This window comes from Pantoea sp. Tr-811, from assembly GCF_011752535.1.
In the GTDB taxonomy this organism is placed as follows: Bacteria; Pseudomonadota; Gammaproteobacteria; order Pseudomonadales; family Pseudomonadaceae; genus Aquipseudomonas.
On the sequence record NZ_VWXJ01000004.1, the window covers coordinates 21,075 to 45,628 of the forward strand.

A 24,554-nucleotide genomic window follows, 5' to 3' on the forward strand; every position below is an offset into this window, starting at 1 on the left:
ACTAACCCTGGTAGGAGCGAGCGTAGCTCGCGATGGGGCGCGCAGCGGCCCCTGGGTTTCAGCTTCGCAGATGATAATGCCGGGGCTGCTTTGCAGCCCATCGCGAGCTGCGCTCGCTCCTACCAGGTCCACCACCACCATCAGGCCGGCTGCTGGGTCCGCAACTTCTCGCTGCGCCCGCGCAACCACTCAAGTGTCAGCAACAACACCACCGAGAACGCGATCAGCAAGGTCGCCGCTGCCGCAATGGTCGGGCTCAGGTTCTCGCGAATGCCACTGAACATCTGCCGCGGCAGGGTCGCCTGCTCGGGGCCGGCGAGGAACAGCGTCACCACCACTTCATCGAACGAGGTGGCAAAGGCGAACAACGCCCCGGAAATCACCCCAGGGGCAATCAGCGGCAAGGTTACCCGGCGGAAGGCCAGCAGCGGCGAGGCACCGAGGCTGGCGGCAGCGCGCACCAGGTTGTGGTTGAAGCCCTGCAGGGTTGCCGACACCGTGATGATGACGAACGGTACGCCCAGCACCGCATGCACCAGGATCAACGACACAAAGCTGTTGCCCATGCCCAGCGGCGCGAAGAACAGGTAGCTGGCGACACCGATGATCACCACCGGCACCACCATCGGCGAGATCACCAGCGCCATCACCAACGACTTGCCGGGGAAATCGCCACGGGTCAGGCCAATCGAGGCCAGGGTGCCGAAGACCATCGCCAGCACCGTGGCCGCCGGGGCGACGATGATGCTGTTCTTCAAGGCCCGCATCCATTCGGCGGAAGCGAAGAAGTCGTGGTACCACTGCAGCGAAAAACCCTGCAGCGGGTACACCAGGAAGCTGCCGCTGTTGAACGACAGCGGCACGATCACCAGCACCGGCAACACCAGGAACAGCAGGATCAGCCCGCAGAGGATGCGCAGGGTGTAGAACCACACCCGCTCGACGGGCGACATGTAGGGGCTCAGCATCTCAAGGCTCCTCAGCTCAGGCGCAGGCGGCTGGCGCCGACCAGCCAGCTATAGATCAGGTACAGCAGCACGGTCGCCAGCAGCAACAGCCCACCCAGCGCGGTGGCCATGCCCCAGTTGATGCTGGTGTTGGTATAGAAGGCAACGAAGTAGCTGACCATCTGGTCGTTCGGGCTGCCGAGCAGCGCCGGGGTGATGTAGTAGCCAATTGCCAAAATGAACACCAGCAGGCAGCCGGCGCCTACGCCTGCGTAGGTCTGCGGGAAGTACACCCGCCAGAAGCTGGCGAACGGGTGGCAGCCCAGTGAGATCGCCGCGCGCATGTAGCTGGGCGAGATGCCCTTCATCACGCTGTACAGCGGCAGAATCATGAACGGCAGCAGGATGTGCACCATGGAGATGTACACGCCGGTGCGGTTGAACACCAACTCCAGCGGCTGGTCGATGATGCCCATGGCCATCAGCGCGCTGTTGATCAGGCCACCGGACTGCAGCAGTACGATCCACGCGGCCACGCGCACCAGAATCGAGGTCCAGAACGGTAGCAGCACCAGAATCATCAGCAGGTTGCTCTGCCGGGTCGGCAGGTTGGCCAGCAGGTAGGCCAAGGGGTAGGCCAGCACCAGGCAGATGACGGTGATTACCACCCCCATCCACAGGGTGCGGGCGAAAATATCCAGGTAGATGGCCTGGTCGGGGGTGGCCTTGGCCAGCTCGCCGAGGTCATCGATACGGTGGTCCAGCGAGGCCAGCAGGTAGAACGAGGTAACCGAACTGGTGTTGCGGCGAATCGCCTGCCAGTAGGCCGGGTCGCCCCAACGTTCGTCCAGGGCCTGCAGGGCATCTTTGTAGGAGGCCGGCTCGGCCTTGAACGGCAATGCCCGCGCGGTCTTGGCCAACAGGCTGCGGTAGCCGGCCAGCTCCATGTTCAGGCGCTTGGAAAGGTCGCCCAGGGTCTGGTTCTTGCGCGACTCGGCCAAGTCCTGGCTCAGCGCCTTGTAGGCCTCCTCGCCGGGCAGGCTCTTGCCGTCCCACTGGCCGATCACCTCGACCGTGCGTGGCAGGCCGCCGACCACTTCCGGGTTACCGACGCTTTTGTACAACAGCGCCGCGATCGGCACCAGGAACACCAGCAGGAGAAACAGCGCCAGCGGCGCGATCAACGCCTGCGCCTTCCAGCGGTTGACCCGCTCGGCGTGCTTGAGGCGCTGTTTGAGACTTGGACCGGCGCCTTCGTTGAGGGGCACTGCAATGGCCATGGCGAACTCCGCAAGACAGGGGAAACGGGGAGCGCCAGCCACACGGCCAGCGCTCCTGCAGGCGCCTTACTTGGCCGCCCAGGCGTTGAAACGCTGCTCCAGCTGCTCGCTGTTGTCAGCCCAGAAGGCCACGTCGATCTGCACCTGGTTGGCAATGTTCTCAGGCGTGGTCGGCATGTCTTTCTTCACCGCATCGGCCAGCAGCGGCACGGCCTTGGAGTTGGCCGGGCCGTAGGCGATGTTTTCCGAATAGGTTTTCTGCTGCTCGGGCTGCACGCTGTAGGCGATGAACTTCTTGGCCTCATCGGCATTCTTGGCACCCTTCGGAATCGCCCAGGCGTCGAAGTCGTAGATACCGCCGTTCCACACCACCTTGAGGTTGCTTTCCTTCTGCACCGCCGCAATGCGGCCGTTGTAGGCCGAACTCATGACCACGTCACCCGAGGCCAGGTATTGCGGCGGCTGTGCGCCGGCTTCCCACCACTGGATGTTCGGCTTGAGCTCGTCGAGCTTCTTGAAGGCACGGTCCTGGCCCTCCTTGGTGCCCAGTACCTGGTACACGTCCTTCGGCGCCACGCCATCAGCCATCAAGGCGAATTCGAGGGTGTACTTGGCGCCCTTGCGCAGGCCGCGCTTGCCCGGGAATTTCTTGGTGTCCCAGAAATCCGCCCAGCTGGTTGGCGCGGTCTTGAGCTTGTCGGCGTTGTAGGCCAGCACCGTCGACCAGACGAAGAAGCCCACGCCACAGGGCTGGATGGCGCCTTTCACGTAGTCCGACTCGTTGCCGAACAGGGCCGGGTCAAGTTCTTCGAACATGCCCTCGTCACAGCCCCGGGCCAGTTCCGGCGACTCGACCTCCACCAGGTTCCACGACACACTGTTGGTGTCGACCATGGCTTTGACCTTGGCCATTTCCCCGTTGTATTCGCCCGTGACGATCTTGCCCTTGCCAGCCTTCTCCCACGGCTCGTAGAACGCCTTCACCTGGGCTGCCTTGTTGGCACCGCCGAAGGAAACCACGGTCAGGTCAGCCGCCATGGCATGGCCTGCGACGCACAGGCCAAGGGCCAGGGCGGTCAGTTTCAACTGCTTGCGCATTATTATTCTCTCCACAGTACAGGGTTGGTGAAGCAATCGATCAGTGGGCTTCGGTAATCGGATCGAGCGCGCGGGCGTGCTCCACCTCCCAGCCCAGCGGTACCACATCGCCCACGGCCAGGGCCGGGTCGAGTTCGGCGATCGGCTGCTTCACGAAGAAGTCAGCCTTGCCGCAGACTTCCAGGCGCACCCGCACGTGGTCGCCCAGGTAGATGAACTCGGCCACGCGGCCGGAGAAGCGATTCACGCAGTTTTCGCTGTGGCCATTCAGGCGCACGCGCTCCGGGCGAATCGACAGGGTCACCGGTTCACCGGCCTGGCCAACGTTCACCGCCAGCGCCTCCACCCGCTCGCCCCGTGCCAGCTGTACCTGGCAGCGCTTGCCGTCGCTGGCCAGCAAGGTGCCGTTGATGCGGTTGTTCTCGCCGATGAAGTTGGCGACGAAGGTGTTGCGCGGCTCTTCATAGAGGGTGCGCGGGTCGGCGATCTGCTGGATTTCGCCCTGGTGGAACACCGCCACCCGGTCGGACATGGTCAGCGCTTCGCCCTGGTCGTGGGTCACGTAGACCACGGTGACGCCCAAGCGCTGGTGGATATGCTTGATCTCCATCTGCATGTGTTCACGCAGTTGCTTGTCCAGGGCGCCGAGGGGTTCGTCCATCAGCACCAGCTGTGGCTCGAACACCAGCGCCCGGGCCAGGGCCACGCGCTGCTGCTGGCCACCGGACAGCTGGCCAGGGTAACGCTTGGCGAAGGCATCGAGCTGGACCATGCCCAGCACCCGCTTGACCCGTTCGCTGATGTCGGTCTTGCTGAGGTTGCGCACGCTCAGGGGGAAGGCCAGGTTCTCGGCCACGGTCATGTGCGGGAACAGCGCGTAGTTCTGGAACACCATGCCGATGTCGCGTTTGTGCGGCGGCACGTTGTTGATCGAACGGCCGGCCAGCTGGATCTCCCCGGCGGTGGGGGTTTCGAAGCCGGCGAGCATCATCAGGCTGGTGGTCTTGCCCGAGCCCGAGGGCCCGAGCAGGGTCAGGAACTCACCCTTGCGAATGTCCAGGTTGAGGTCTTTGACGATCAGCGATTCGCCGTCGTAGCTCTTCTGCACACCCCGGAAGCTGACCAGCGTCTCACCGGTGGCCGCGTTCGAATTCGCCTCGCTCATGCCTGCACCTTCTTGTTGGACTGACTGCGTAGGCAAAAGAGTAGAAGAGACGCAAGCACCGGAAAATCGGGGGGGCTGAGAGAATGCCATCATCCGGTTGGAAGATCGGCTGTAGGGATTGCCCTACAAAGATGGCGTTTTCAAGACAGGATGAGGCCCCTTGTAGGAGCGGGCTTGCCCCGCGAAGAGGCCGGCCCAGCCACCGAGATCAGCAGGCCAGGCCCTTTCGCGGGTCAAGCCCGCTCCTGCAAGGTTCAGTGCCAAACGCAAAACCGCAGTTGTCGCAATCAGACCAGCTTGTGCTCCATCGCATACTTCACCAGCTCCGCCAGCGAGTTGACCTTGAGCTTCTGCATCAGCCTGGCCTTGTGGGTACTGATGGTCTTGCTCGACAGCGCCAGCTGCTGGGCGATGTCGTTGACGTTGGCGCCCTGGGCCAGCCGTTCGAACACCGAGAACTCGCGCTCCGACAGCAGCGTGTGCAGCGGCCGGGTTTCGGTCAGGCCCACTTCGAAGACCATGCGGTCAGCCAGGGCCGGGTCGATGTAGCGCCCGCCCCCGGCCACCCGGCGAATTGCCGTGAGCAGCAGCGCCGGGTCACTGTCCTTGGTCGCATAGCCCGCGGCGCCCGCCTTCAGCGCGCGGGCCGCCATCTGCGCTTCGTCGTGCATCGACAGCATGAGGATCGCCGGCGCATCGTGAAGCGCGCGAATCCGCGGGATCGCCTCCAGGCCATTGACCCCCGGCATCGAGATATCCAGCAACACCACCTCGCACGGCGTATGGCGCAAGGTTTCCAGCAACTGCTCGCCATTGCCCGCCTCGCCGGCCACCTGCATGTCCTTGGCCAGGCCAATCAACTGCTTGATGCCTTCCCGGACAATGGTGTGGTCTTCGGCCACCAGCACTCGTATCACGCTCGCTCTCCTACTCCAACGGTATGGCAACGCTCAGGCTGGTGCCCTCGCCCGGTTCACTGTCCAGCGCCATGCTGCCCCCCAGCATCAACACCCGCTCACGCACCCCAACCAGGCCGAACGACGTGGGCCGCGCCTGTTCGCGGCAGAAACCGTTACCGTCGTCACTGACGGTCAGGCGCAATTGCCCGCCCTCGCGCACCAGGGCGATCTCGACACTGTGCGCCTGGGCGTGGCGCATGACATTGGTCAGCGCCTCCTGAAGAATGCGGAACAGGCCGGTGGCCTTGGCATCACTCAATGCTGGCAGATTATCGGGCACCTGCACCAGGCACGGGATCTGCGTGCGCGCTTCGAAACGCCGGGCCTGCCATTCGATGGCCGAGGCGATACCTGCATCGAGAATCGGTGGCCGCAGCGCCGTGGCCACATCGCGCACCAACTGGAACAGCTGGGCGATCAGGCGCTTCATGCTGGCCAGGCGCTCGTTCAGGCCAGGGTCCAGCTCGGCGAAGGCCAGTTCGCACATCGACACTTCCAGCTTGAGCACGGTCAGCATCTGCCCCAGCTCATCGTGCACTTCCCGGGCGATGCGGGCCTTTTCTTCCTCGCGCACGCTTTCCAGGTGCGCCGACAGCTCGCGCAACTGCTCTTGGGAGCGGGCCAGGGCCAGTTCGGCACGCTTGCTCTGGGTGATGTCCCAGACAATACCGTCCCAGGCCACCCGGGCATTGGGCAGGCGCCGGGCACTGGCCTTGATGTCGGCCCAACGCTGCTCGCCCTGGCGGGTCAGGATGCGCCCCTGCCACGACCAGTCCTGCTCGCTGGCGATGGCCAGGTCTTGCACCTGGTGGTAGTGCGCCCGGTCGTCCGGGTGCACCAGGTTGCGCAGGCCCATGTGCGGGTGCTGAATTTGCGCGGGCGTGTAGCCGACCAGCGCCTCACTGCCCTCGCTGATGTAGGGAAACTCCGCTTCACCTTCGGCAGCCGCCGGTTCCAGCCGGAACACCAGCCCCGGTACGTTGCCGGCAATGCCCTTGAGCCGTGCTTCACTTTCACGCAACGCCGCCAGGGCGCGGTGGCGCTCGGTTACATCGGCCAGGTACACCACCAGGTATTCGGCATCGCGAAAGCGCAGGAAGCTCAGCGACAGCTCCACCGGCAGCAGGCTGCCATCGGCGCGCTGGCAGTGGGTTTCGAACTGCAGTGCCCCGCCATCGCCGGCACGCGCGCCCCGCCACAGTTGCAGCCAGCGGTCCATGCTCAGGCTCGGCTCGAAGTCGATCAGCGGCCGCTCCAGCAACTGCGCCTCGGCGTAGCCGAGCATGCGCTCCACGGCGTGGTTGGCGTAGCGCACGTGGCTGTCCCAGTTGACCCAGAGAATGCCCACGGTGCTTTGGTCGATGGCGAACTGGCTCAGGCGCAGCGCCTCCTCGCGCACTTGCCGCTCGGCCAGGCTTTCCCGCGTGGCCAGCAGGCTGCGCTCCAAGCGGCGCTGCTGCCGGCGTTGCCACACCAACGTGGCCATGGCGCACAGCAACAGCATGCCGAACAACAGCGCAAGGTTCTGCCAGAAGCCTGGCGATTCGCTCAAGCGCGGGTACTTGGGCTGCAACCAGCGCTGGTGCAACTGTTCCAGCGCCTTGGCCGGCATGGCCTGCAGCCCGCGCTCCAGCACATCGGCCAGTACCGGCCAGTCGCGCCGCGAGCCCACGCGCAGCAGCTGCGGCAAGCCGATATCGCCAACCACCGCCAGCTCGCCGAATTCGCTTTCGCGCGACAGGCGGCTGAGCTGGGCCTCGTCGAGCACGGCGTAGCTGGCCTGGCCACCTACCACCAGTTGCAGGGCCTCGCGCTCGCTGGGCACCCCTTGCAGGTTGAGGGCGCCATAGTTGCCGCGCAGGTAGTCGGCCAGTGGGCTGGGCATGCGCACCGCCACCCGCTCGTTGCCGTCGAGTTTTTCCAGCTCCACGGCCATTGCCCCGGTACGCGGCCCAACCACCAGTTGCGGCACGCGCATGTAGGGGTCGCTGAACAGCCACAGGCGCAGGCTGGCCGGGGTTTGCGTAAGGCCTGGGGCGAAGTCGATCTCACCGGCCTGCAAGGCATGTTCGAGGCTGGTCTGGTCGGTGAAGTTGCGCCAGGTAAGGTCCAGTTGCAGGGCCTGTGCCAGGGCGTTGACCAGCTCGACGTTGGCCCCGTAGAGCTGCTGCAGGCGCCGGTCGAACTGTGCGTAGGGCGCCTGCAGCACCACGCCCACGCGCAGGTTGCGATGGCTGTCGAGCCACTGCTGCTGGGCGGGCTCCAGTAGCTGCGGTGGGGGCAGCTCGGGCCTTGCCAGGGCGATCAAGGGCAGCCACAACCAGCCGATAACCCACAGGCGACGCAATCGCTTCATCTACACGCTCGTCTTGGCAAAGGCGGCCCTGCAGCATGGCCGTCACGGGCAAATACTATTAGGCTGCCGGTATCATTCTGGCCTTGGGTTGATTCATGTCCACACTTTATCGCACGACGCTGGCAATGTGCTGCCTGGCCTCGCTTCTTCCACTCGGCGCCCTGGCTGCCGATGCCGAACCCCCCAAGGCTGCCGCCGAAGCGCCCGCTGCTGAGGCCACGCGCCCACCGCTGCTGGAGCGCAGCCAGGAAGACGCTGCCGCCCTTGAGCGCCTGGCGCCCAAGGCCGAGCAGCAAACCCTGCAGGCCGGTGCGGACAACTTCCTGGCCTTGTGGAAGCCAGCCAACGACAGCGACCCCAAGGGGGCGGTGATCATCGTGCCCGGGGCCGGCGAGAATGCCGACTGGCCCAATACGGTCGGCCCACTGCGGCGCAAATTCCCAGATGTTGGCTGGCACAGCCTGAGCGTCAGCCTGCCCGACCTGCTCGCCGATGCCCCGCAGGCACGGGTCGAGGCCACACCCGCCGCTCAGCCGGAGCCCGGCAAGGGCGAAAGCGCCCCGGCCAAGGACACCCCCGCCGACGCCAATGCCAATGTTGCCCAGGCCACCGCGGCGGATGCCGACACCGCGGAAAGCACCGATGCGGCGAAGGCCGACGAGCAGAACGACAAGGCCGATGCCGAGCGCATCTTCGCCCGCCTCGATGCGGCGGTGGCCTATGCCCAACAGCACCAGGCACGCAGCATCGTGCTGATTGGCCATGGCAGCGGTGCCTACTGGGCAGCGCGCTACCTGAGCGAGAAGCAACCGCCGCAGGTGCAGAAACTGGTGATGGTGGCAGCGCAGACCCCCGCGCGGGTCGAACACGACCTGGAAGGCCTGACTCCCACCCTGAAAGTGCCGGCTGCCGACCTCTACTACGCCACCCGTACCGCCGACCGTAATGCTGCCGCACTGCGCCTGCAGGCCAGCAAGCGGCAGAAAGACAGCCAGTACAAGCAGCTGTCGCTGATTGCCATGCCAGCGAACCCGGCGGGCGAGCAGGAACAATTGTTCCGCCGGATCAGAGGCTGGATAAGCCCCCAGCAGTAGCGCGCAGCCATTCTCTGTAGGAGCGGGCTTGCCCCGCGAACACCGGCGAAGCCGGTGCCATGCACCGCGGTGCTTGCTTCGCGGGTCAAGCCCGCTCCTACAGGGGCATCGTTAACGTTGATAACGATGCGCCCCCAGGGCGCTACAGCCCCCGCCGCTTGCGAATGATGGCATAGGCCTGGTGCAGCTCGCGGGTCCGCTCGGTCGCCTCGCGCACCTGGGCCTCGCTGGCGCCGCTGCCGGCCAGCTTGTCGGGGTGATGCCGACTGACCAGGCGCCGGTAGGCCTGCTTGACCTTGTCGCCCTCGGTATCGGCCAACACCCCGAGCAACCGCAGCGCCGCTGCATAGGTCATGACATTGCTGGCAACGGCCACTTTGCGCGGCTCGTACTCCAGCGACATGGCCTGCACCTGGCGCCGGCTCAGGCCGAGCTTCTGCCCCCAGTCCAACAGCAGGTCGCGCTCGTGCTGCCCGGCCTTGCCATCCGCCCAGGCCATGCGCCAACAGGCGCGCAAGGTGCCTTCGGCGGCATGCGGCTGCAGGCGGATGCGCTGCAGATGGCGGGCCAGCCGGTCCTTGCCGGCCTTGCCCCGGTTGAATGCAGCGATGGCACGCAGGCGGGCCGCCTCGGCCAGGTCCAGGCGCACCATCTCCTGGCGCGCCTGCTGGATATGCTGCTCGGCCACCCGCCCATCACTCTTGGCCAGGCGCCCAAGCAACACGAACAACAGTTCTTCGTCGCGCAGAGCCGGGCGCCCGCCCAGGCGCTCGCGCATGTCGTCCCAGCCCTGCACGCGGATGCGCCGGTCCATGGCCTGGCCCAGCAGCGCACCCAGCAGTGCACCGGGAATGCTGGCAACCGCGAACCCCGCGCCCAGGCCGATTACCGTCCCTGGCCACCACATCTCAGGCGCGCTCGCCAATCAGGCGTTCAACCTCGGCCAGGCGCTCCAGGGTGCCGACATCCACCCAATGCCCCGGGTAATGCTCGCCACTCACCTGCCCCTCTGCCATGGCCTTGCGCAACAACGGCGCCAGCTTGAAGGCGCCGGCCTGGCAACCCGCGAACAATGCCGGGTGCAGCACCGACAGGCCGCTGAAGGTCAGGGTGCCGGGGGCCTCATCGCCGTCCACCACGCGCTCGCCCAGCAGGCGGAAGTCACCACGCCCATGGTGCCCGGGGTTGTCCACCAGTACCAGGTGCGCCAGGCCCTGCAGCGGCGCGCGCAGGCGGGTGAAATCGAAATCGGTCCAGACATCACCGTTTACCAGGGCGAACGGCGCGTCACCGAGCAACGGCAAGGCCTTGAAGATACCGCCGCCGGTTTCCAGCGGCTCGCCCTCGGGCGAATAGCGGATGCTCAGGCCAAAACGGCTGCCGTCGCCCAGGTGGTCTTCGATCTGCTGGCCAAGCCAGGCATGGTTGATCACCACCTCGGTGAAGCCGGCAGCGGCCAGGGCACGCAGGTGGTATTCGATCAGCGGCTGGCCCGCCACCGGCACCAGGGGTTTTGGCGTGTGCAGGGTCAGCGGGCGCATGCGCTCGCCTTTGCCTGCCGCCAGGATCATTGCCTTCATGCACGCGCTCCGGCTTTGAGTTCGGCAATCAGCTCGCCCAGTTCGGCCAGTTCCGGGCGACGGCTGATCACTTCATCTATATAGGCGAAGAAACGCGGCACGTCGGCCAGGTAGCGCGGTTTGCCGTCGCGGTGGCAGATACGCGCGAAGATACCGATCACCTTGAGGTGGCGCTGCACCCCCATCAGGTCGCTGGCGCGCTGGAAGTCTTCGAATACAGGCTGTACCGGGATGCCGGCCGCCTGCGCCTGTTCCCAGTAATTGCGCAGCCAGGCTTCGACGCGCGGCTGCGGCCAGCTGAGGAAGGCATCCTTGAACAGGCAGGTGATGTCGTAGGTGACCGGGCCGTAGACCGCATCCTGGAAGTCCAGCACACCTGGGTTGGGCGTGCTCTGCATCAGGTTGCGCGGCATGTAGTCGCGGTGCACCAGCACCTTGGGCTGGGCCAGGGCGCTGTCGATCAGCAACTGGCTGATGCGCTGCCAGCGGGCTTTCTGTGCATCGCTCAAGGCCAGGCCAAGCTCGCGGCCGACATACCATTCGGGGAACAGCTCGACCTCACGGCGCAGCAAGGCATCGTCGTAGCTGGGCAGTGGCGCGTCCATCGGCAGACGCTGGAAGGCCAGCAAGGCGTCGATGGCATCGGCGAACAGGGCATCGGCGTTGTCGTTGCCGATGATGTCCAGGTAGGTCTGGTGCCCCAGGTCGCCGAGCAACAAGAAGCCGCGCTCCAGGTCCTGGGCGTGAATCTGCGGCACGTGCACGCCAGCGCTGGCCAGCAGGTGGTCGATGGCGACGAACGGTCGGCAATTTTCCTGCGGGGGCGGTGCGTCCATGATCACGAAACTGTGGCCTGCACCCTGCCAGCGGAAGTAGCGGCGGAAGCTGGCATCGCTGCTGGCGGCGGTCAGCGTGCCTTGTGGCACCTCGCCCCAGGCGTTGTCGCGGAATAGGCCGTCGAGCTGTTCATGGAGCCAGGCCGTCAGTTGTTGCAGGCGTACATCGTGTTCAGGCATTACAAGGGTCTCCGACGGCCCTAGCCGTCAAGCGGGTCATGCTTTATTATCCAGCATCTTGTGCGACACGCGTAGCGTGTCTCCAGCTTCGAGGTGTGGCGTCACCTTGAAGGATTTCCGAGAGGAAATCGAGAGCCCGGGCACCCAACCCCGGGAAACAAAACCAACCCAGAAGCCCAGTACCTTCAAGGGCTTGCCGCAGCGGCGGTGGTATCCCAAAGTCGCCTAGCACTCGGAAGCGCGACTGCGAACCGGACCTCCGGTTCTGGAGTGCCTGCCCATCGGAGGGTGACATGAACGAAATGAGTCAAGATACGTTTGGAATCATCTGCCTCACAGCACTGCTTGTTCTCTGTTTAGGGATGGCAGCCTGGGCGGACTGGCCAAGGATCAAGAAACTTTTCGAACGGTCATCTACCGGGCACTAATCTCAGCCCTTGTGGCTCCACCCTTGCGGGAGAAATCCCCGCTGGGGTTTCTCCTGCCTCAAAAACAGGAGTAATCCAATGTGAGCGAGCTGCGCAAGCGGTCCCCGCTCTTCCCCACCGGAGACATGAGCGAAAGCTCTGTCTGTCATTGTCCAACCATTGCCCACCAGGCATGGTAGCGGACTCGTTGTGCGACCAACGGTAGCCTAAGACGACGTGCATCACTGGCAACGGTGGTGTTCGAAGCTCGTCTGACAATGTAGCCCCCCTCGGGGTCCAGTTCTTCCGCGAGGCAGTCTGGAGAGACTCGGAGCAGTACCGGGTTGAGGCGCTAGGCTGGCTGGTATGGCCAACACAAGTGAATCGCTGATAAACACCGTAAGGATAACCATGCCGAAGCTGCTGTCAGGCATGAACCAAAATGGTATGAGGTTGGATATTCCTGTGGGATGTGGGAATACGTCGCCATCAATAACCTCCGGTGAAAAGGCGGGGCCTAACCCAGTCGTGTGACAGGCAGGGAACGTGGTAAGCCCGTACAGCTGCCCGTCTGGGCAGGTGAACCGTAAGGAACACTGTCAGCCGTGCGGGTATGGGATCGCAGAGAAAGCGAATGCCAGACCTTAATCATCTGGATAGAGGTTGAAACATCACCTCACGGGAAACCGGGCAGACTTCTGCGTGGTCTTTCGTCGCAATGACACTGACAGGAAACTGTCTCATTAATCCCTAGGTCCATGGACCAAATTTTTCCGCTCTGGCGGGGTGCACTCATCCCCGTCAGGGGAAGTCGTACGTGCACCTCTCAATATGGGTGGATCCAACAATGAGAGGAAAGCAGCATGTTAGCGCTCAAGCAGCAATGCCCGGAGCCTGCGCTTTCCAGCGAACCGCAACAGTGGCACGACGTCGATTGGCGTCGAGTTCAGCGGAACGTTCGGGAAATGCAGGTGCGAATTGCGAAGGCTTGTCGGGAAGGCAAATGGCGTAGGGTCAAATCCCTGCAACGAATGCTCACCCGCTCGAAGTCAGCCAGATTCCTGGCTGTGCGACGAGTCACGGAAAACCAGGGAAGCCGCACGGCGGGAGTCGATAAGCAACTCTGGGATACACCCAACGCAAAATGGAATGCGGTTGGTCAGTTGAAGAAGCGGGGATATCGAGCACGCCCCTTACGGCGTGTCTATATCCCGAAGTCGGATGGCCGGGAACGCCCTTTGGGTATACCGACCATGACAGACAGAGCCATGCAAGCGCTGTACATGCTGGCACTGTCTCCCATCGCAGAAACCCAGGGCGATCCGAATAGCTACGGTTTCAGGATCGAACGTTGTACGGCAGATGCGATGGCGCAGTTGTTCCTGTGCCTGTCCAAGCGGGCCTCGGCCTGCTGGGTACTGGACGCGGACATCGAAGGATTCTTCGACAACATCAACCATGAATGGCTACTAAGGAAGGCGCCCATGGATATGCGAATGCTCCGACAGTGGTTAAAAGCCGGAGTCATTCACAAGGGGCAACTACACGCAACGGACGCGGGTACGCCGCAAGGAGGGATCGTCTCCCCTACGCTGGCAAATCTGGCACTGGATGGTCTGGAAACACACCTCAAGGAACACTTGGGGGTGACAAGGGCGAAAAAGCTGAAGGTGAACGTGGTGCGATACGCCGATGACTTCGTGGTTACAGGGACTTCCCCGGAGGTTCTGGAAAACGAGGTAAAACCTTGGGTGGAGCAGTTCCTCGCAGCGCGCGGGCTGCGGCTGTCCCTCAAGAAGACACGGCTCGCCCACATCGACGAAGGCTTCGACTTCCTTGGATGGAATTTCCGGAAATACGATGGAACGTTGCTGATCAAGCCGAGCAAGAAGAACGTCAAGGCGTTCTATAGCAAGATCAGAGAGGCGGTTGACTCTCTCAAGACGGGCAAACAGGAGGACCTGATCCGACTGCTCAACCCAAAACTGAGAGGCTGGGCGCTTTACCACCAGCCAGTGGTTGCCAAGCAGGCGTATAGCCGAATGGACTACAGAGTTTTCATCAAACTCTGGCGTTGGGCGAAACGGCGGCACCCGAATAAATCCCTCGAATGGGTAAGGAAGAAGTATTTCCGGCCCTCAGGCGAGAGGAACTGGGTGTTTGCCACCACGGTAACAGATGAAGCTGGAGTCAAACGGGAGGTCGAGTTGTACTCGCTTGCGAGTACACCGATCGAGCGACATAAAAAGGTGAGTGGAGAATACAACCCCTATGATCCAGCCATGGAGGCAGCAGGCGAGAAACTAAGGGCCGACCGGATGCTGAAACAGCTCAAATACCGGAAACAAATCGGCACTTTGTTCGCCAGCCAAAACGGTCTATGTCGGCTATGCGAGCAACCGATCACTAGGGAAACCGGGTGGCACGATCACCACATCATTCACCGCTCTCAGGGCGGTGGCGATGAACTAGGCAATCGGGTACTCTTGCACCCCAACTGTCACAACCAGCTCCACACGCGTGGTCTGCACGTGAGCAAACCGGCTCCCATTGGGAGCTTTGTAAAGGCTTGAGCCGTATGCGCTGAAAGGCGCACGTACGGTTCTTAGGGGGGGATTGGCCAGCAATGGCCAGTTCCCACCCGACTTTCAGACCATCGAGAGGCGTGCGGCCCCCACACGCGGGCAGATGGCACGCAGGAAGCCCGGACTAATAAGATGGCATTGAAATCCCCCGCGTTTCGTAGAAAGTTTCCGTTGCTGGTGACCGGCGGTCTGCTGGCCCTGCAACCTCTTGCCACCTCGTACGTGGTGGCAGCCGAGCAGTTCGACTGCCAAGTGTCCGCCTCCGGTGGCTGGGACTGCAAGCCCAAGGCCCCCGTCAACAACCTGCCTCCGCGCCCGGTGCACGAGGGCGCTGCGCTCACGTCCGGCACCGAAGCCCCTGCGGCCGAGGCCGAGAGCGCCGACAAGCCCGTGCTGGTTACCGAGGCCAAGGGCCGTGGCCTGAAAGCGCGCAGCGCCGACTACAGCCACCTGGACTGGGTACCGCGTGAAAAGCTCACCGCTGCCCAGCTGGCCGAAACCGGCCCGTATTGCGGTGGCGCGTACATCGAGCCAACCCGCCCAGGCATGGCAGACACCACGCCCAAGGACGAGTCGCCGACCTACATCAATGCCAAGGTGTCCAAGTACCAGCAGGAGCAGCAGATCGCTACCCTCGCCGGTAACGTGGTGATGCGCCAGGGCAGCATGCAGGTCGAAGCCGACGAGGCCAACCTGTACCAGGCCGAAAACCGCGGCGAGCTCAAGGGCAACGTCAAGATCCGCGACAACGGCTCGCTGGTGGTTGGCGACGAGGCGCAGATCCAGCTCGACACGGGCGAAGCCCAGGTCGACAACGCCGAATACGTGATGCACAAGTCGCACATCCGCGGCAACGCCCTGTACGCCAAGCGTGGTGAAAACGCCATCATCCGTCTCAAGGACGGTACGTACACCACGTGCGAACCGGGCAGCAACGCCTGGCAGCTCAAGGGCAACAACATCACCCTGAACCCGGCCACCGGTTTCGGTACCGCGACCAACGTCACCCTGCGGGTCAAAGATATTCCGGTGCTCTACACACCGTACATCTACTTCCCGATCGACGACCGTCGCCAGTCCGGCTTCCTGCCGCCATCGTTCAGCAGCACCAGCGACACCGGCTTCATGCTGGTTACGCCGTACTACTTCAACCTGGCACCGAACTACGATGCCACGTTGTACCCGCGCTATATGACCAAGCGCGGCCTGCTGATGGAAGGCGAGTTCCGCTACCTGACCAAGTCCAGCGAAGGCCAGTTCGGCGGCGCGTACCTCAACGACGAGGACGATGACCGCAAGAAGCAGACGGACTACGAAAAACAGCGCTGGATGATCAACTGGCAGCACAAGGGCGGCCTGGATGAGCGCCTGATGACTGAAGTCGATTACACCGACATCAGCGATCCGTTCTACTTCCAGGACCTTGAAACCGACCAGATCGGCGTCAAGAGCCGCGATGTGGTTAACCAGCAAGGTGCCCTGACCTGGCGTGGTGATACCTATACTGCGCGCCTGAATGCGCAGGCGTACGAGATGGCGACCTTGTCGCAGATCACTCCGTACAACAGGCTGCCGCAGATCACCTTCGACGGCATGCTGCCGTACCATCCAGGTGGATTCGACTTCAGCTACCAGACCGAGGCCGTGCGCTTTGATCGTGATCTGAAGGATGATCTTGTCTTCGACAAGGACGGCAATCCGGACACTACTGCTGGCGTTGTTACAGACTCCTTGGGGAATATTCTCGGAGGTCGCCGGCTGGATGAAAACATCTTCGGCATCCAACGCGCCAACGGTACCCGTCTCAACGTGGCTCCGGCTATCAGCCTGCCGATGACCGCCAGCTACGGCTATATCACGCCGAAGCTTAAGTACATGTACACCCATTACGACCTCGATCTGGACAGTAAAGGGAAAAGCGACATTGCCGGGCTCGACGCGGAAGGACTTGCTGTACAAGGCGATTTCTCGAGCACCCAGAACCGCGACGTCCCGATCTTCAGCGTCGACAGCGGCCTGTACTTCGACCGCAACACGTCGCTGTTCGGCACCAACTACCGCCAGACCCTCGAACCGCGCCTGTTCTACCTCTACGTCCCATACAAGGACCAGACGGACATTCCGCTGTTCGACTCGGGTGAAACCCTGTTCAGCTACGATTCGCTGTTCCGCGACAACCGCTTCAGCGGCACCGACCGCATCGGCGACGAGAACAAGCTGTCGCTGGGCGTGACCACCCGCTGGATCGAGGACAACGGCTTCGAGCGGCAGAACTTCAGCATCGGCCAGGCGTACTACTTCAAGGACCGCAAGGTCCAGCTGCCAGGCATCGACTACCGCACTCGCAAAGACTCGCAGTCCGATGTTTCGCCTTACGCGCTGGTGTACAACTACTACTTCAACCGCGACTGGCGCTTCAATTCGGACTTCAACTGGGACCCGGACAGCCGCAGCACCCGCTCGGGCAGCGCGATGTTCCACTACCAGCCTGAAGACAACCCGAACAAGGTGGTCAACCTCGGTTATCGCTACCGCAACGACACCATCGCCTACGACTCCACCACCGGTACCTGGAAAGTGGGCGGCGGCGACTACGGTACGCCGGGCACTGCGAACTACATCAAGGATTACTACAAGATCCAGCAGCACGACTTCTCGGTCATCTGGCCGGTCGTGCCGCAATGGAGCGTGATCGCCCGCTGGCAGCACGACTACAACCGCAACCGCACCCTGGAAGCCATGGGCGGTTTCGAGTACGACAACTGCTGCTGGAAACTGCGCCTGATCAACCGTTACTGGGTCGACTACGACGACTTCAGCCAGGCCACTCCAGCCAACGAAAAAGGCGACCACGGCATCTTCCTGCAGATCGTCCTGAAAGGCCTCGGCGGCGTAGTGGGCAACAAGGTGGAATCGTTCCTCGACCAAGGCATTCAAGGTTATCGTCAACGTGAAGACCAAGCTTATTGATCGACTGCGCCCAGTGTTGCTGGGCGCTGCATTGCTGAGTGGCGCGGTGCATGCCGCGGTACAACCCCTGGACCGCGTGGTGGCCATCGTCGATAACGACGTGGTCATGCAAAGCCAACTGGACCAACGGGTCCACGAAGTGCAGCAAACCATCGCCAAGCGCGGCGGCGGCGTACCGCCGACCAGCGCCCTGGAGCAGCAAGTACTTGAACGCCTGATCGTCGAGAACCTGCAACTGCAGATTGGCGAACGCTCGGGCATCCGCATCACCGACGAGGAGCTGAACCAGGCCATCGGCACCATTGCCCAGCGCAATGGCATGTCGTTGGAGCAGTTCCGCGCTGCCCTGGCCCATGACGGCCTGTCGTTCGATGACGCCCGCGAGCAGGTCAAGCGCGAGATGATCATCAGCCGCGTGCGCCAGCGTCGCGTGGCCGAACGCATCCAGGTGTCGGAGCAGGAAGTGAAGAACTTCCTCAACTCCGACTTGGGCAAGATGCAGATGTCGGAAGAGTACCGCCTGGCCAACATCCTCATCCCAACCCCGGAAGGCGCCAACTCCGAAGCCATCCAGGCCGCTGCCCGCCAGGTTGGCGACGTCTACCAGCAGCTCAAGCAAGGCGCGGACTTCGGCCAGATGGCCATCGCCCGCTCCGCCAGCGAGAACGCCCTGGAAGGCGGCGAGATGGGCTGGCGTAAAGCCGGCCAACTGCCACCGGACTTCGCCAAGATGCTCAGCAGCATGGCCACCGGCGACATCACCCAGCCAATCCGCATCCCCAACGGCTTCATCATCCTCAAGCTTGAGGAGAAGCGCGGTGGCGGCGAGAACGTGCTGCGTGACGAAGTGCACGTGCGCCATATCCTGATCAAGCCAAGCGAAATCCGCAGCGAAGCGGCCACCAAGCAATTGGCCGAGCGCCTGTACGACCGCATCCAGAACGGCGAAGACTTCGCTGAACTGGCGAAAAGCTTCTCGGAAGACCCAGGTTCGGCGCTGAACGGCGGCGACCTCAACTGGGTTGACCCGAACAGCCTGGTGCCGGAATTCCGCGAGCAAATGGCCAATGCCCAACAAGGCGTGGTGACCAAACCGTTCAAAACCCAGTTCGGCTGGCACATCCTTGAAGTGCTGGGCCGTCGCGCCACCGACAGCACCGAGCAGGCGCGTGAGCAACAAGCCCTGAGCGTGCTGCGTAACCGCAAGTACGACGAAGAGCTGCAGACCTGGCTGCGCCAGATCCGCGACGAAGCCTACGTTGAAATCAAGCTGCCTGGCGCTGACCAGGCCGCACAGTGAAGCCCCTGCGCTTCGCCGTCACCCCCGGCGAGCCAGCCGGCATAGGCCCCGACCTGTGCCTGCTGCTCGCCGCCGACGCCCAGCCCCATCCCCTGATCGCCATCACCAGCCGTGACCTGCTCGCCGAGCGGGCCACCCAGCTGGGGCTGGCCGTCACCCTGCTGCCGGTAGCACCGGGCCAATGGCCCGACCAGCCTGCTGCCGCTGGCAGCCTGTACGTCTGGGATACGCCATTGGCCGCCGCCGTGGTGCCGGGCCAGCTGAACAAGGCCAACGCCGCGTTCGTGCTGCACACCCTGACCCGCGCAGGCCAAGGCTGCCTGGACGGGGACTTCGCCGGGATGATCACCGCCCCGGTACACAAGGGCGTGATCAATGAAAGCGGTATCGCCTTCTCCGGCCATACCGAATTTCTCGCCGAACTGACCCACACCGCCCAGGTGGTGATGATGCTGGCAACCCATGGCCTGCGCGTGGCCCTGGTGACCACGCACTTGCCGCTGCGCGACGTTGCCGACGCCATCACCGCTGAACGCCTGGAGCGGGTCACCCGCATCCTGCATGCCGACATGCGTGACAAGTTCGGCATCGACAACCCGCGGATCCTGGTGTGTGGCCTCAACCCGCATGCCGGGGAAGGCGGCCACCTTGGCCGCGAAGAAATCGACATCATCGAGCCGACGCTGGAACGCCTGCGTACCGAAGGCATGGACCTGCGCGGCCCACTGCCGGCCGATACCCTGTTTACCCCCAAATATCTGGAGCACTGCGACGCGGTGCTGGCGATGTACCACGACCAGGGCCTGCCCGTACTCAAGTACAAAGGCTTTGGCGCTGCAGTGAACGTGACCCTGGGCCTGCCGATCATCCGCACGTCGGTTGACCACGGCACCGCCCTGGACCTGGCCGGCAGCGGCAAGGTCGACACCGGCAGCCTGCGCGTCGCCCTGGAAACCGCCTACCAGATGGCCGAGACACGACCATGAACGAGCAATACCAACACCGGGCGCGCAAGCGCTTCGGCCAGAACTTCCTGCACGACGCCGGCATCATCGACCGCATCCTGCGTGCCATCAACGCCAAGGCCGGCGAACACCTGCTGGAAATCGGCCCGGGCCAAGGTGCCCTGACCGAAGGCCTGCTGGGCAGCGGCGCACAGCTGGATGTGGTGGAGCTGGACAAGGACCTGGTGCCGATCCTGCAGCACAAGTTCGCCGGGCGCGGTAACTTCCGCCTGCACCAGGGCGATGCCCTGAAGTTCGACTTCAACCAGCTGGGCGTACCGCCGCGCAGCCTGAAAGTGGTCGGCAACCTGCCCTACAACATCTCCACCCCGCTGATTTTCCACCTGCTCAGCCACGCCGGGCTGATCCGCGACATGCACTTCATGCTGCAAAAGGAAGTGGTCGAGCGCATGGCCGCAGGGCCAGGCGGTGGTGACTGGGGCCGGTTGTCGATCATGGTGCAGTACCACTGCCGCGTGGAGCACCTGTTCAACGTCGGCCCTGGGGCGTTCAACCCGCCGCCGAAGGTTGACTCGGCCATCGTGCGCCTGGTGCCCCATGAGGTGCTGCCGCACCCAGCCAAGGACGCCCGGTTGCTGGAGCAAGTGGTGCGCGAAGCGTTCAACCAGCGCCGCAAGACCCTGCGCAACACCCTCAAAGGCCTGCTCGACAGCGCCGCCATCGAGGCCGCCGGCGTTGATGGCAGCCTGCGCCCCGAACAGCTCGACCTGGCCGCCTTCGTGCTCCTGGCCGACCAGCTGGCCAATCAGCAAGCCTGATTCCTCCGCCCGGCAACCCCGCTTCCTGTAGGAGCGGGCTTGCCCCGCGAAGCCCCCACCACCGCCCCCACATTCCCCCACCCCCCACACCGCTGGCCCTCCCCCCCGCCAATGGCCTAGACTGCATTATTGCGTCAGCTCGCCCAAGGCCCTTGCATGTCCGACCCCCGCTATCAAATCGACGTCACCGTCGTCACCCGCTACCTCAAAGACCAATCCGACCCCGAAAACAGTCGTTTCGCGTTCGCCTACACCATCACCGTGCAAAACAGCGGCTCGGTCACGGCCAAGCTGCTGTCGCGCCACTGGCTGATCACCAACGGTGACGGCGAGGTCGAGGAAGTGCGCGGCGCCGGCGTGGTTGGCCAACAGCCGACCATCGAGCCCGGCGCCAGCCACACCTACAGCAGCGGTGCCGTCATCAGCACCCGCGTTGGCACCATGCAGGGCAGCTACCAGATGTTCGCCGAAGACGGCAAACGCTTCGACGCCGAGATCGCCCCCTTCCGCCTGGCGGTCCCCGGGGCCCTGCACTGATGGCCACCTACGCCGTCGGCGACCTGCAGGGCTGCCTGCAGCCGCTCAAGTGCCTGCTGGCGCGGGTGGGTTTCAACCCGGCGGTCGACCGCCTGTGGCTGGTTGGTGACCTGGTCAACCGCGGCCCTGAATCACTGGAAACCCTGCGTTACCTGTATTCGATCCGTCAGTCGCTGGTGTGCGTGCTGGGCAACCACGACCTGCACCTGCTGGCCGCCTGGCATAACGTCGAGCGCCTGAAGAAAAGCGACACCCTGCGCGAGATCATCGAAGCCCCCGACGCCCACCAGCTGTTCGACTGGCTACGCCAGCAAAAGCTGCTGCACTACGACGAGCCCCGCGGCATCGCCCTGGTCCATGCCGGCATCCCACCGCAATGGACACTTGGCCAGGCCCTGGAGCTGGCCGCCGAGGTCGAGCAGGTGCTGCGCGACGACAACCGCCTGCAACCCTACCTGGACGGCATGTACGGCAACGAGCCGAACAAGTGGAGCAAGCACCTGGCTGGCGTGGAGCGCCTGCGGGTCATCACCAACTACCTCACGCGCATGCGCTTCTGCACCGCCGAGGGCAAGCTCGACCTCAAGAGCAAGGAAGGCCTGGGCACCGCCCCCAAGGGCTACAAGCCCTGGTACGCCCACAAGGACCGCCGCTCGCGCCATGTGAAGATCATCTTCGGCCACTGGGCCGCGCTGCAGGGCAAGGTCGACGAACCCGGCATCATCGCCCTGGACACCGGTTGCGTGTGGGGCGGCGCGATGACCCTGTACAACGTCGACAGCGGCGAGTACCACCACTGCGACTGCACCGACGACGGCCATGTCCGCCCGCCGGCACAACCCACTACACTGAACGATCACCCCTGAAGGAAAGCCCTCGCCATGAGCGAATTCAAACGCATCCCTCCCGAGCAGGCCCTGGCCCTGCGCGCGCAAGGTGCGGTAGTCGTCGATATTCGCGACCCGCAAGCCTACGCCGCCGGCCACATCACCGGTGCCAAGCACCTGGACAACCATTCGGTCGCCGACTTCATCCGTAACGCCGACCTCGATGCGCCCACCCTGGTGGTCTGCTACCACGGCAATTCCAGCCAGAGCGCCGCCGCCTATCTGGTGGGCCAGGGCTTCTCCGATGTGTACAGCGTCGACGGCGGCTTCGAGCTGTGGCGCGCCACCTACCCGGCCGAAACCGCCCAGGGCAGCGCCGAATAATTTTTTCATTTTTACTGCAGCCCGCGCCCTACGCGGGCTCGCGCCTCACCTGACGAACGGTAGCAGGCAACTTCTGCGCCGCTTGCCCTTGACCTTGCAGATAACCAACTATTCTTAAGCGCAGGCCATCCAAAAAAAGGGGAGAGCCGGTACACCGGCGTGCGGGTCATCGGTAGCGTTTCAGGGTGTTCTGGGGGGTATACAGCAATCGGCGAACCCGGTTGCATGCCAGCATCAGCTGACTGATCCGGCGTCGTCTCCACGTATCGAGCGAGGTGACGTCATGAGTATTTTTAGCCACTTCCAACAACGCTTCGAGTCCACGCGTCAGGAAGAACTCTCGCTGCAGGAGTACCTCGAGCTGTGCAAAGAGGATCGCAGTGCTTACGCATCCGCGGCTGAACGGCTGTTGCTGGCCATCGGCGAGCCGGAGCTGATCGACACCTCTACCAACTCCAGGCTGTCGCGAATTTTCTCCAACAAGGTGATTCGCCGGTATCCGGCCTTTGCCGACTTCCATGGCATGGAAGAGTGCATCGACCAGATCGTCTCGTACTTCCGCCATGCCGCCCAAGGCCTGGAAGAGAAGAAACAGATCCTCTACCTGCTGGGCCCCGTCGGTGGCGGTAAATCGTCGCTGGCCGAAAAGCTCAAGCAACTGATGGAAAAAGTGCCCTTCTACGCGATCAAGGGTTCGCCGGTGTTCGAATCGCCCCTGGGGCTTTTCAATGCCACCGAAGACGGCGCCATCCTCGAAGAGGAATACGGCATTTCGCGGCGCTACCTGAACACCATCATGTCGCCCTGGGCCACCAAGCGCCTGCAAGAGTTCGGCGGCGACATCAGCAAGTTCCGGGTGGTGAAGCTGTACCCCTCGATCCTTAACCAAGTTGCCATCGCCAAGACCGAACCTGGCGATGAAAACAACCAGGACATCTCTGCCCTGGTCGGCAAGGTGGATATTCGCAAGCTCGAAGAATTCCCACAGAACGACGCCGATGCCTACAGCTATTCGGGCGCACTGTGCCGGGCCAACCAGGGCCTGATGGAATTCGTCGAAATGTTCAAGGCGCCGATCAAGGTCCTGCACCCCTTGCTCACCGCCACCCAGGAAGGCAACTACAACAGCACCGAAGGCCTTGGCGCCATTCCCTACACCGGTATCCTGCTGGCCCACTCCAACGAATCGGAGTGGCACACCTTCCGCAACAACAAGAACAACGAGGCCTTCATCGACCGGATCTACATCGTCAAGGTGCCGTACTGCCTGCGCGTCAGCGACGAGATCAAGATCTACGACAAGCTGTTGATCAACAGCTCGCTGGCCAAGGCCCATTGCGCCCCCGACACCCTGAAGATGCTTGCCCAGTTCACCGTGCTCTCGCGCCTCAAAGAGCCGGAAAACTCGAACATCTACTCGAAAATGCGGGTGTACGACGGCGAAAACCTCAAGGACACCGACCCCAAAGCCAAGTCGATCCAGGAGTACCGTGACGCCGCGGGCGTGGACGAAGGCATGAACGGCCTGTCGACGCGCTTCGCCTTCAAGATCCTTTCCAAGGTGTTCAACTTCGACCCTCACGAAGTGGCTGCCAACCCGGTGCACCTGCTGTATGTGCTGGAACAGCAGATCGAGCAGGAGCAGTTCCCGGCCGAAGTGCGCGAGCGCTACCTGCGCTACCTCAAAGAGTACCTGGCGCCGCGCTACATCGAGTTCATCGGCAAGGAAATCCAGACGGCCTACCTGGAGTCCTACAGCGAATACGGCCAGAACATCTTCGACCGCTATGTGCTGTACGCCGACTTCTGGATTCAGGACCAGGAATACCGCGACCCGGAAACCGGCGAAATCCTCAACCGCATCGCCCTCAACGAGGAACTGGAGAAGATCGAGAAGCCGGCAGGCATCAGCAATCCGAAGGACTTCCGCAACGAGATCGTCAACTTCGTGCTGCGTGCCCGTGCCAACAACAATGGCAAGAACCCGAGCTGGCTCAGCTACGAGAAGCTGCGGGTGGTGATCGAGAAGAAAATGTTCTCCAACACCGAGGACCTGCTGCCGGTCATCAGCTTCAACGCCAAGGCCAGCAAGGAGGACCAACAGAAGCACAACGACTTCGTCACGCGGATGGTGGAGCGTGGCTACACCGACAAACAGGTGCGCCTGCTGTCGGAATGGTACCTGCGGGTCAGGAAGTCGCAATAAAGCGGCAAGCGAAAAGCCGCAAGCTGCAAGCGGCCTGGCGTGGGCATTGCCGCCCGCGCC

At 63.2% G+C, this 24,554-nt stretch carries 19 protein-coding genes; 10 read left to right on the top strand and 9 right to left on the bottom strand.

All coding sequences use genetic code 11. From position 1 onward, the window contains the following. Positions 1-140: 140 nt before the first annotated feature. The 6 genes from F3J44_RS07200 to F3J44_RS07225 form a co-directional block, all read right to left on the bottom strand. Complete coding sequence (locus F3J44_RS07200) at positions 141-968, bottom strand: ABC transporter permease (RefSeq protein ID WP_167066571.1); 828 nt, start codon at positions 966-968, stop codon at positions 141-143. Between the two features lie 11 nt (positions 969-979). Beyond that, a complete protein-coding gene (locus tag F3J44_RS07205) occupies positions 980-2,227 on the bottom strand; it encodes an ABC transporter permease (RefSeq protein ID WP_167066568.1) in 1,248 nt (415 codons plus the stop codon). A gap of 66 nt (positions 2,228-2,293) precedes the next feature. Next, the gene (locus F3J44_RS07210; protein ID WP_167271426.1) at positions 2,294-3,325 is read right to left on the bottom strand and encodes an ABC transporter substrate-binding protein; all 1,032 of its coding nucleotides are present in this window, start codon (positions 3,323-3,325) and stop codon (positions 2,294-2,296) included. A 40-nt stretch (positions 3,326-3,365) separates the two neighbouring features. Then, positions 3,366-4,490, bottom strand: a complete 1,125-nt coding sequence (locus F3J44_RS07215; RefSeq protein WP_167066562.1) for an ABC transporter ATP-binding protein — start codon at positions 4,488-4,490, stop codon at positions 3,366-3,368. A gap of 287 nt (positions 4,491-4,777) precedes the next feature. After that, positions 4,778-5,407, bottom strand: a complete 630-nt coding sequence (locus F3J44_RS07220) for a response regulator transcription factor (RefSeq protein ID WP_054885209.1) — start codon at positions 5,405-5,407, stop codon at positions 4,778-4,780. A gap of 10 nt (positions 5,408-5,417) precedes the next feature. Then, positions 5,418-7,805 (bottom strand): transporter substrate-binding domain-containing protein, encoded by a 2,388-nt coding sequence (locus F3J44_RS07225; protein ID WP_167271428.1) that lies wholly within the window; start codon positions 7,803-7,805, stop codon positions 5,418-5,420. Between the two features lie 95 nt (positions 7,806-7,900). Between F3J44_RS07225 and F3J44_RS07230 the strand changes: the two genes are divergently transcribed. After that, positions 7,901-8,899: an alpha/beta hydrolase family protein gene (locus F3J44_RS07230; protein ID WP_167271430.1), complete on the top strand. Its 999-nt coding sequence runs from the start codon at positions 7,901-7,903 to the stop codon at positions 8,897-8,899. A 142-nt stretch (positions 8,900-9,041) separates the two neighbouring features. On the opposite strand, the gene F3J44_RS07235 is transcribed toward F3J44_RS07230, so the two are convergent. From F3J44_RS07235 to F3J44_RS07245, 3 genes are read right to left on the bottom strand one after another with little or no spacing between them, the layout of a single operon-like run. Next, positions 9,042-9,806 (bottom strand): TerB family tellurite resistance protein, encoded by a 765-nt coding sequence (locus F3J44_RS07235; protein WP_167271432.1) that lies wholly within the window; start codon positions 9,804-9,806, stop codon positions 9,042-9,044. Between the two features lies 1 nt (position 9,807). Continuing rightward, positions 9,808-10,479 (bottom strand): N-acetylmuramate alpha-1-phosphate uridylyltransferase MurU, encoded by a 672-nt coding sequence (murU, locus tag F3J44_RS07240; RefSeq protein WP_167271434.1) that lies wholly within the window; start codon positions 10,477-10,479, stop codon positions 9,808-9,810. After that, a complete protein-coding gene (locus tag F3J44_RS07245) occupies positions 10,476-11,495 on the bottom strand; it encodes an aminoglycoside phosphotransferase family protein (RefSeq protein ID WP_167271436.1) in 1,020 nt (339 codons plus the stop codon). The genes murU and F3J44_RS07245 overlap by 4 nt, the downstream gene beginning before the upstream one ends. Before the next feature lie 1,270 nt (positions 11,496-12,765). Here F3J44_RS07245 and ltrA point away from each other — a divergent pair. From ltrA to F3J44_RS07290, 9 genes are all read left to right on the top strand, one after another. After that, a complete protein-coding gene (gene ltrA / locus F3J44_RS07250) occupies positions 12,766-14,475 on the top strand; it encodes a group II intron reverse transcriptase/maturase (RefSeq protein WP_167271438.1) in 1,710 nt (569 codons plus the stop codon). A gap of 144 nt (positions 14,476-14,619) precedes the next feature. Next, positions 14,620-17,457: an LPS-assembly protein LptD gene (locus F3J44_RS07255; protein WP_167271440.1), complete on the top strand. Its 2,838-nt coding sequence runs from the start codon at positions 14,620-14,622 to the stop codon at positions 17,455-17,457. Beyond that, a complete protein-coding gene (gene surA, locus F3J44_RS07260) occupies positions 17,438-18,757 on the top strand; it encodes a peptidylprolyl isomerase SurA (protein WP_167066541.1) in 1,320 nt (439 codons plus the stop codon). The genes F3J44_RS07255 and surA overlap by 20 nt, the downstream gene beginning before the upstream one ends. Then, a complete protein-coding gene (pdxA, locus tag F3J44_RS07265; RefSeq protein WP_167271442.1) occupies positions 18,754-19,743 on the top strand; it encodes a 4-hydroxythreonine-4-phosphate dehydrogenase PdxA in 990 nt (329 codons plus the stop codon). Before surA ends, pdxA begins: the two co-directional genes overlap by 4 nt. Next, positions 19,740-20,540 carry a 16S rRNA (adenine(1518)-N(6)/adenine(1519)-N(6))-dimethyltransferase RsmA gene (rsmA, locus tag F3J44_RS07270; RefSeq protein WP_167271444.1) on the top strand — a complete coding sequence of 267 codons (801 nt, stop codon included), beginning with the start codon at positions 19,740-19,742 and terminating at the stop codon, positions 20,538-20,540. Before pdxA ends, rsmA begins: the two co-directional genes overlap by 4 nt. Before the next feature lie 156 nt (positions 20,541-20,696). Further along, the gene (gene apaG / locus F3J44_RS07275) at positions 20,697-21,077 is read left to right on the top strand and encodes a Co2+/Mg2+ efflux protein ApaG (protein WP_167066531.1); all 381 of its coding nucleotides are present in this window, start codon (positions 20,697-20,699) and stop codon (positions 21,075-21,077) included. Further along, the gene (locus tag F3J44_RS07280) at positions 21,077-21,943 is read left to right on the top strand and encodes a symmetrical bis(5'-nucleosyl)-tetraphosphatase (RefSeq protein WP_167066528.1); all 867 of its coding nucleotides are present in this window, start codon (positions 21,077-21,079) and stop codon (positions 21,941-21,943) included. The genes apaG and F3J44_RS07280 overlap by 1 nt, the downstream gene beginning before the upstream one ends. Positions 21,944-21,958: 15 nt before the next feature. Continuing rightward, positions 21,959-22,288, top strand: a complete 330-nt coding sequence (glpE, locus tag F3J44_RS07285; protein WP_167066525.1) for a thiosulfate sulfurtransferase GlpE — start codon at positions 21,959-21,961, stop codon at positions 22,286-22,288. 283 nt (positions 22,289-22,571) lie between these two features. Beyond that, positions 22,572-24,494, top strand: coding sequence for a PrkA family serine protein kinase (locus tag F3J44_RS07290; RefSeq protein WP_167066522.1), 1,923 nt, complete (start codon positions 22,572-22,574; stop codon positions 24,492-24,494). Positions 24,495-24,554 lie beyond the last annotated feature (60 nt).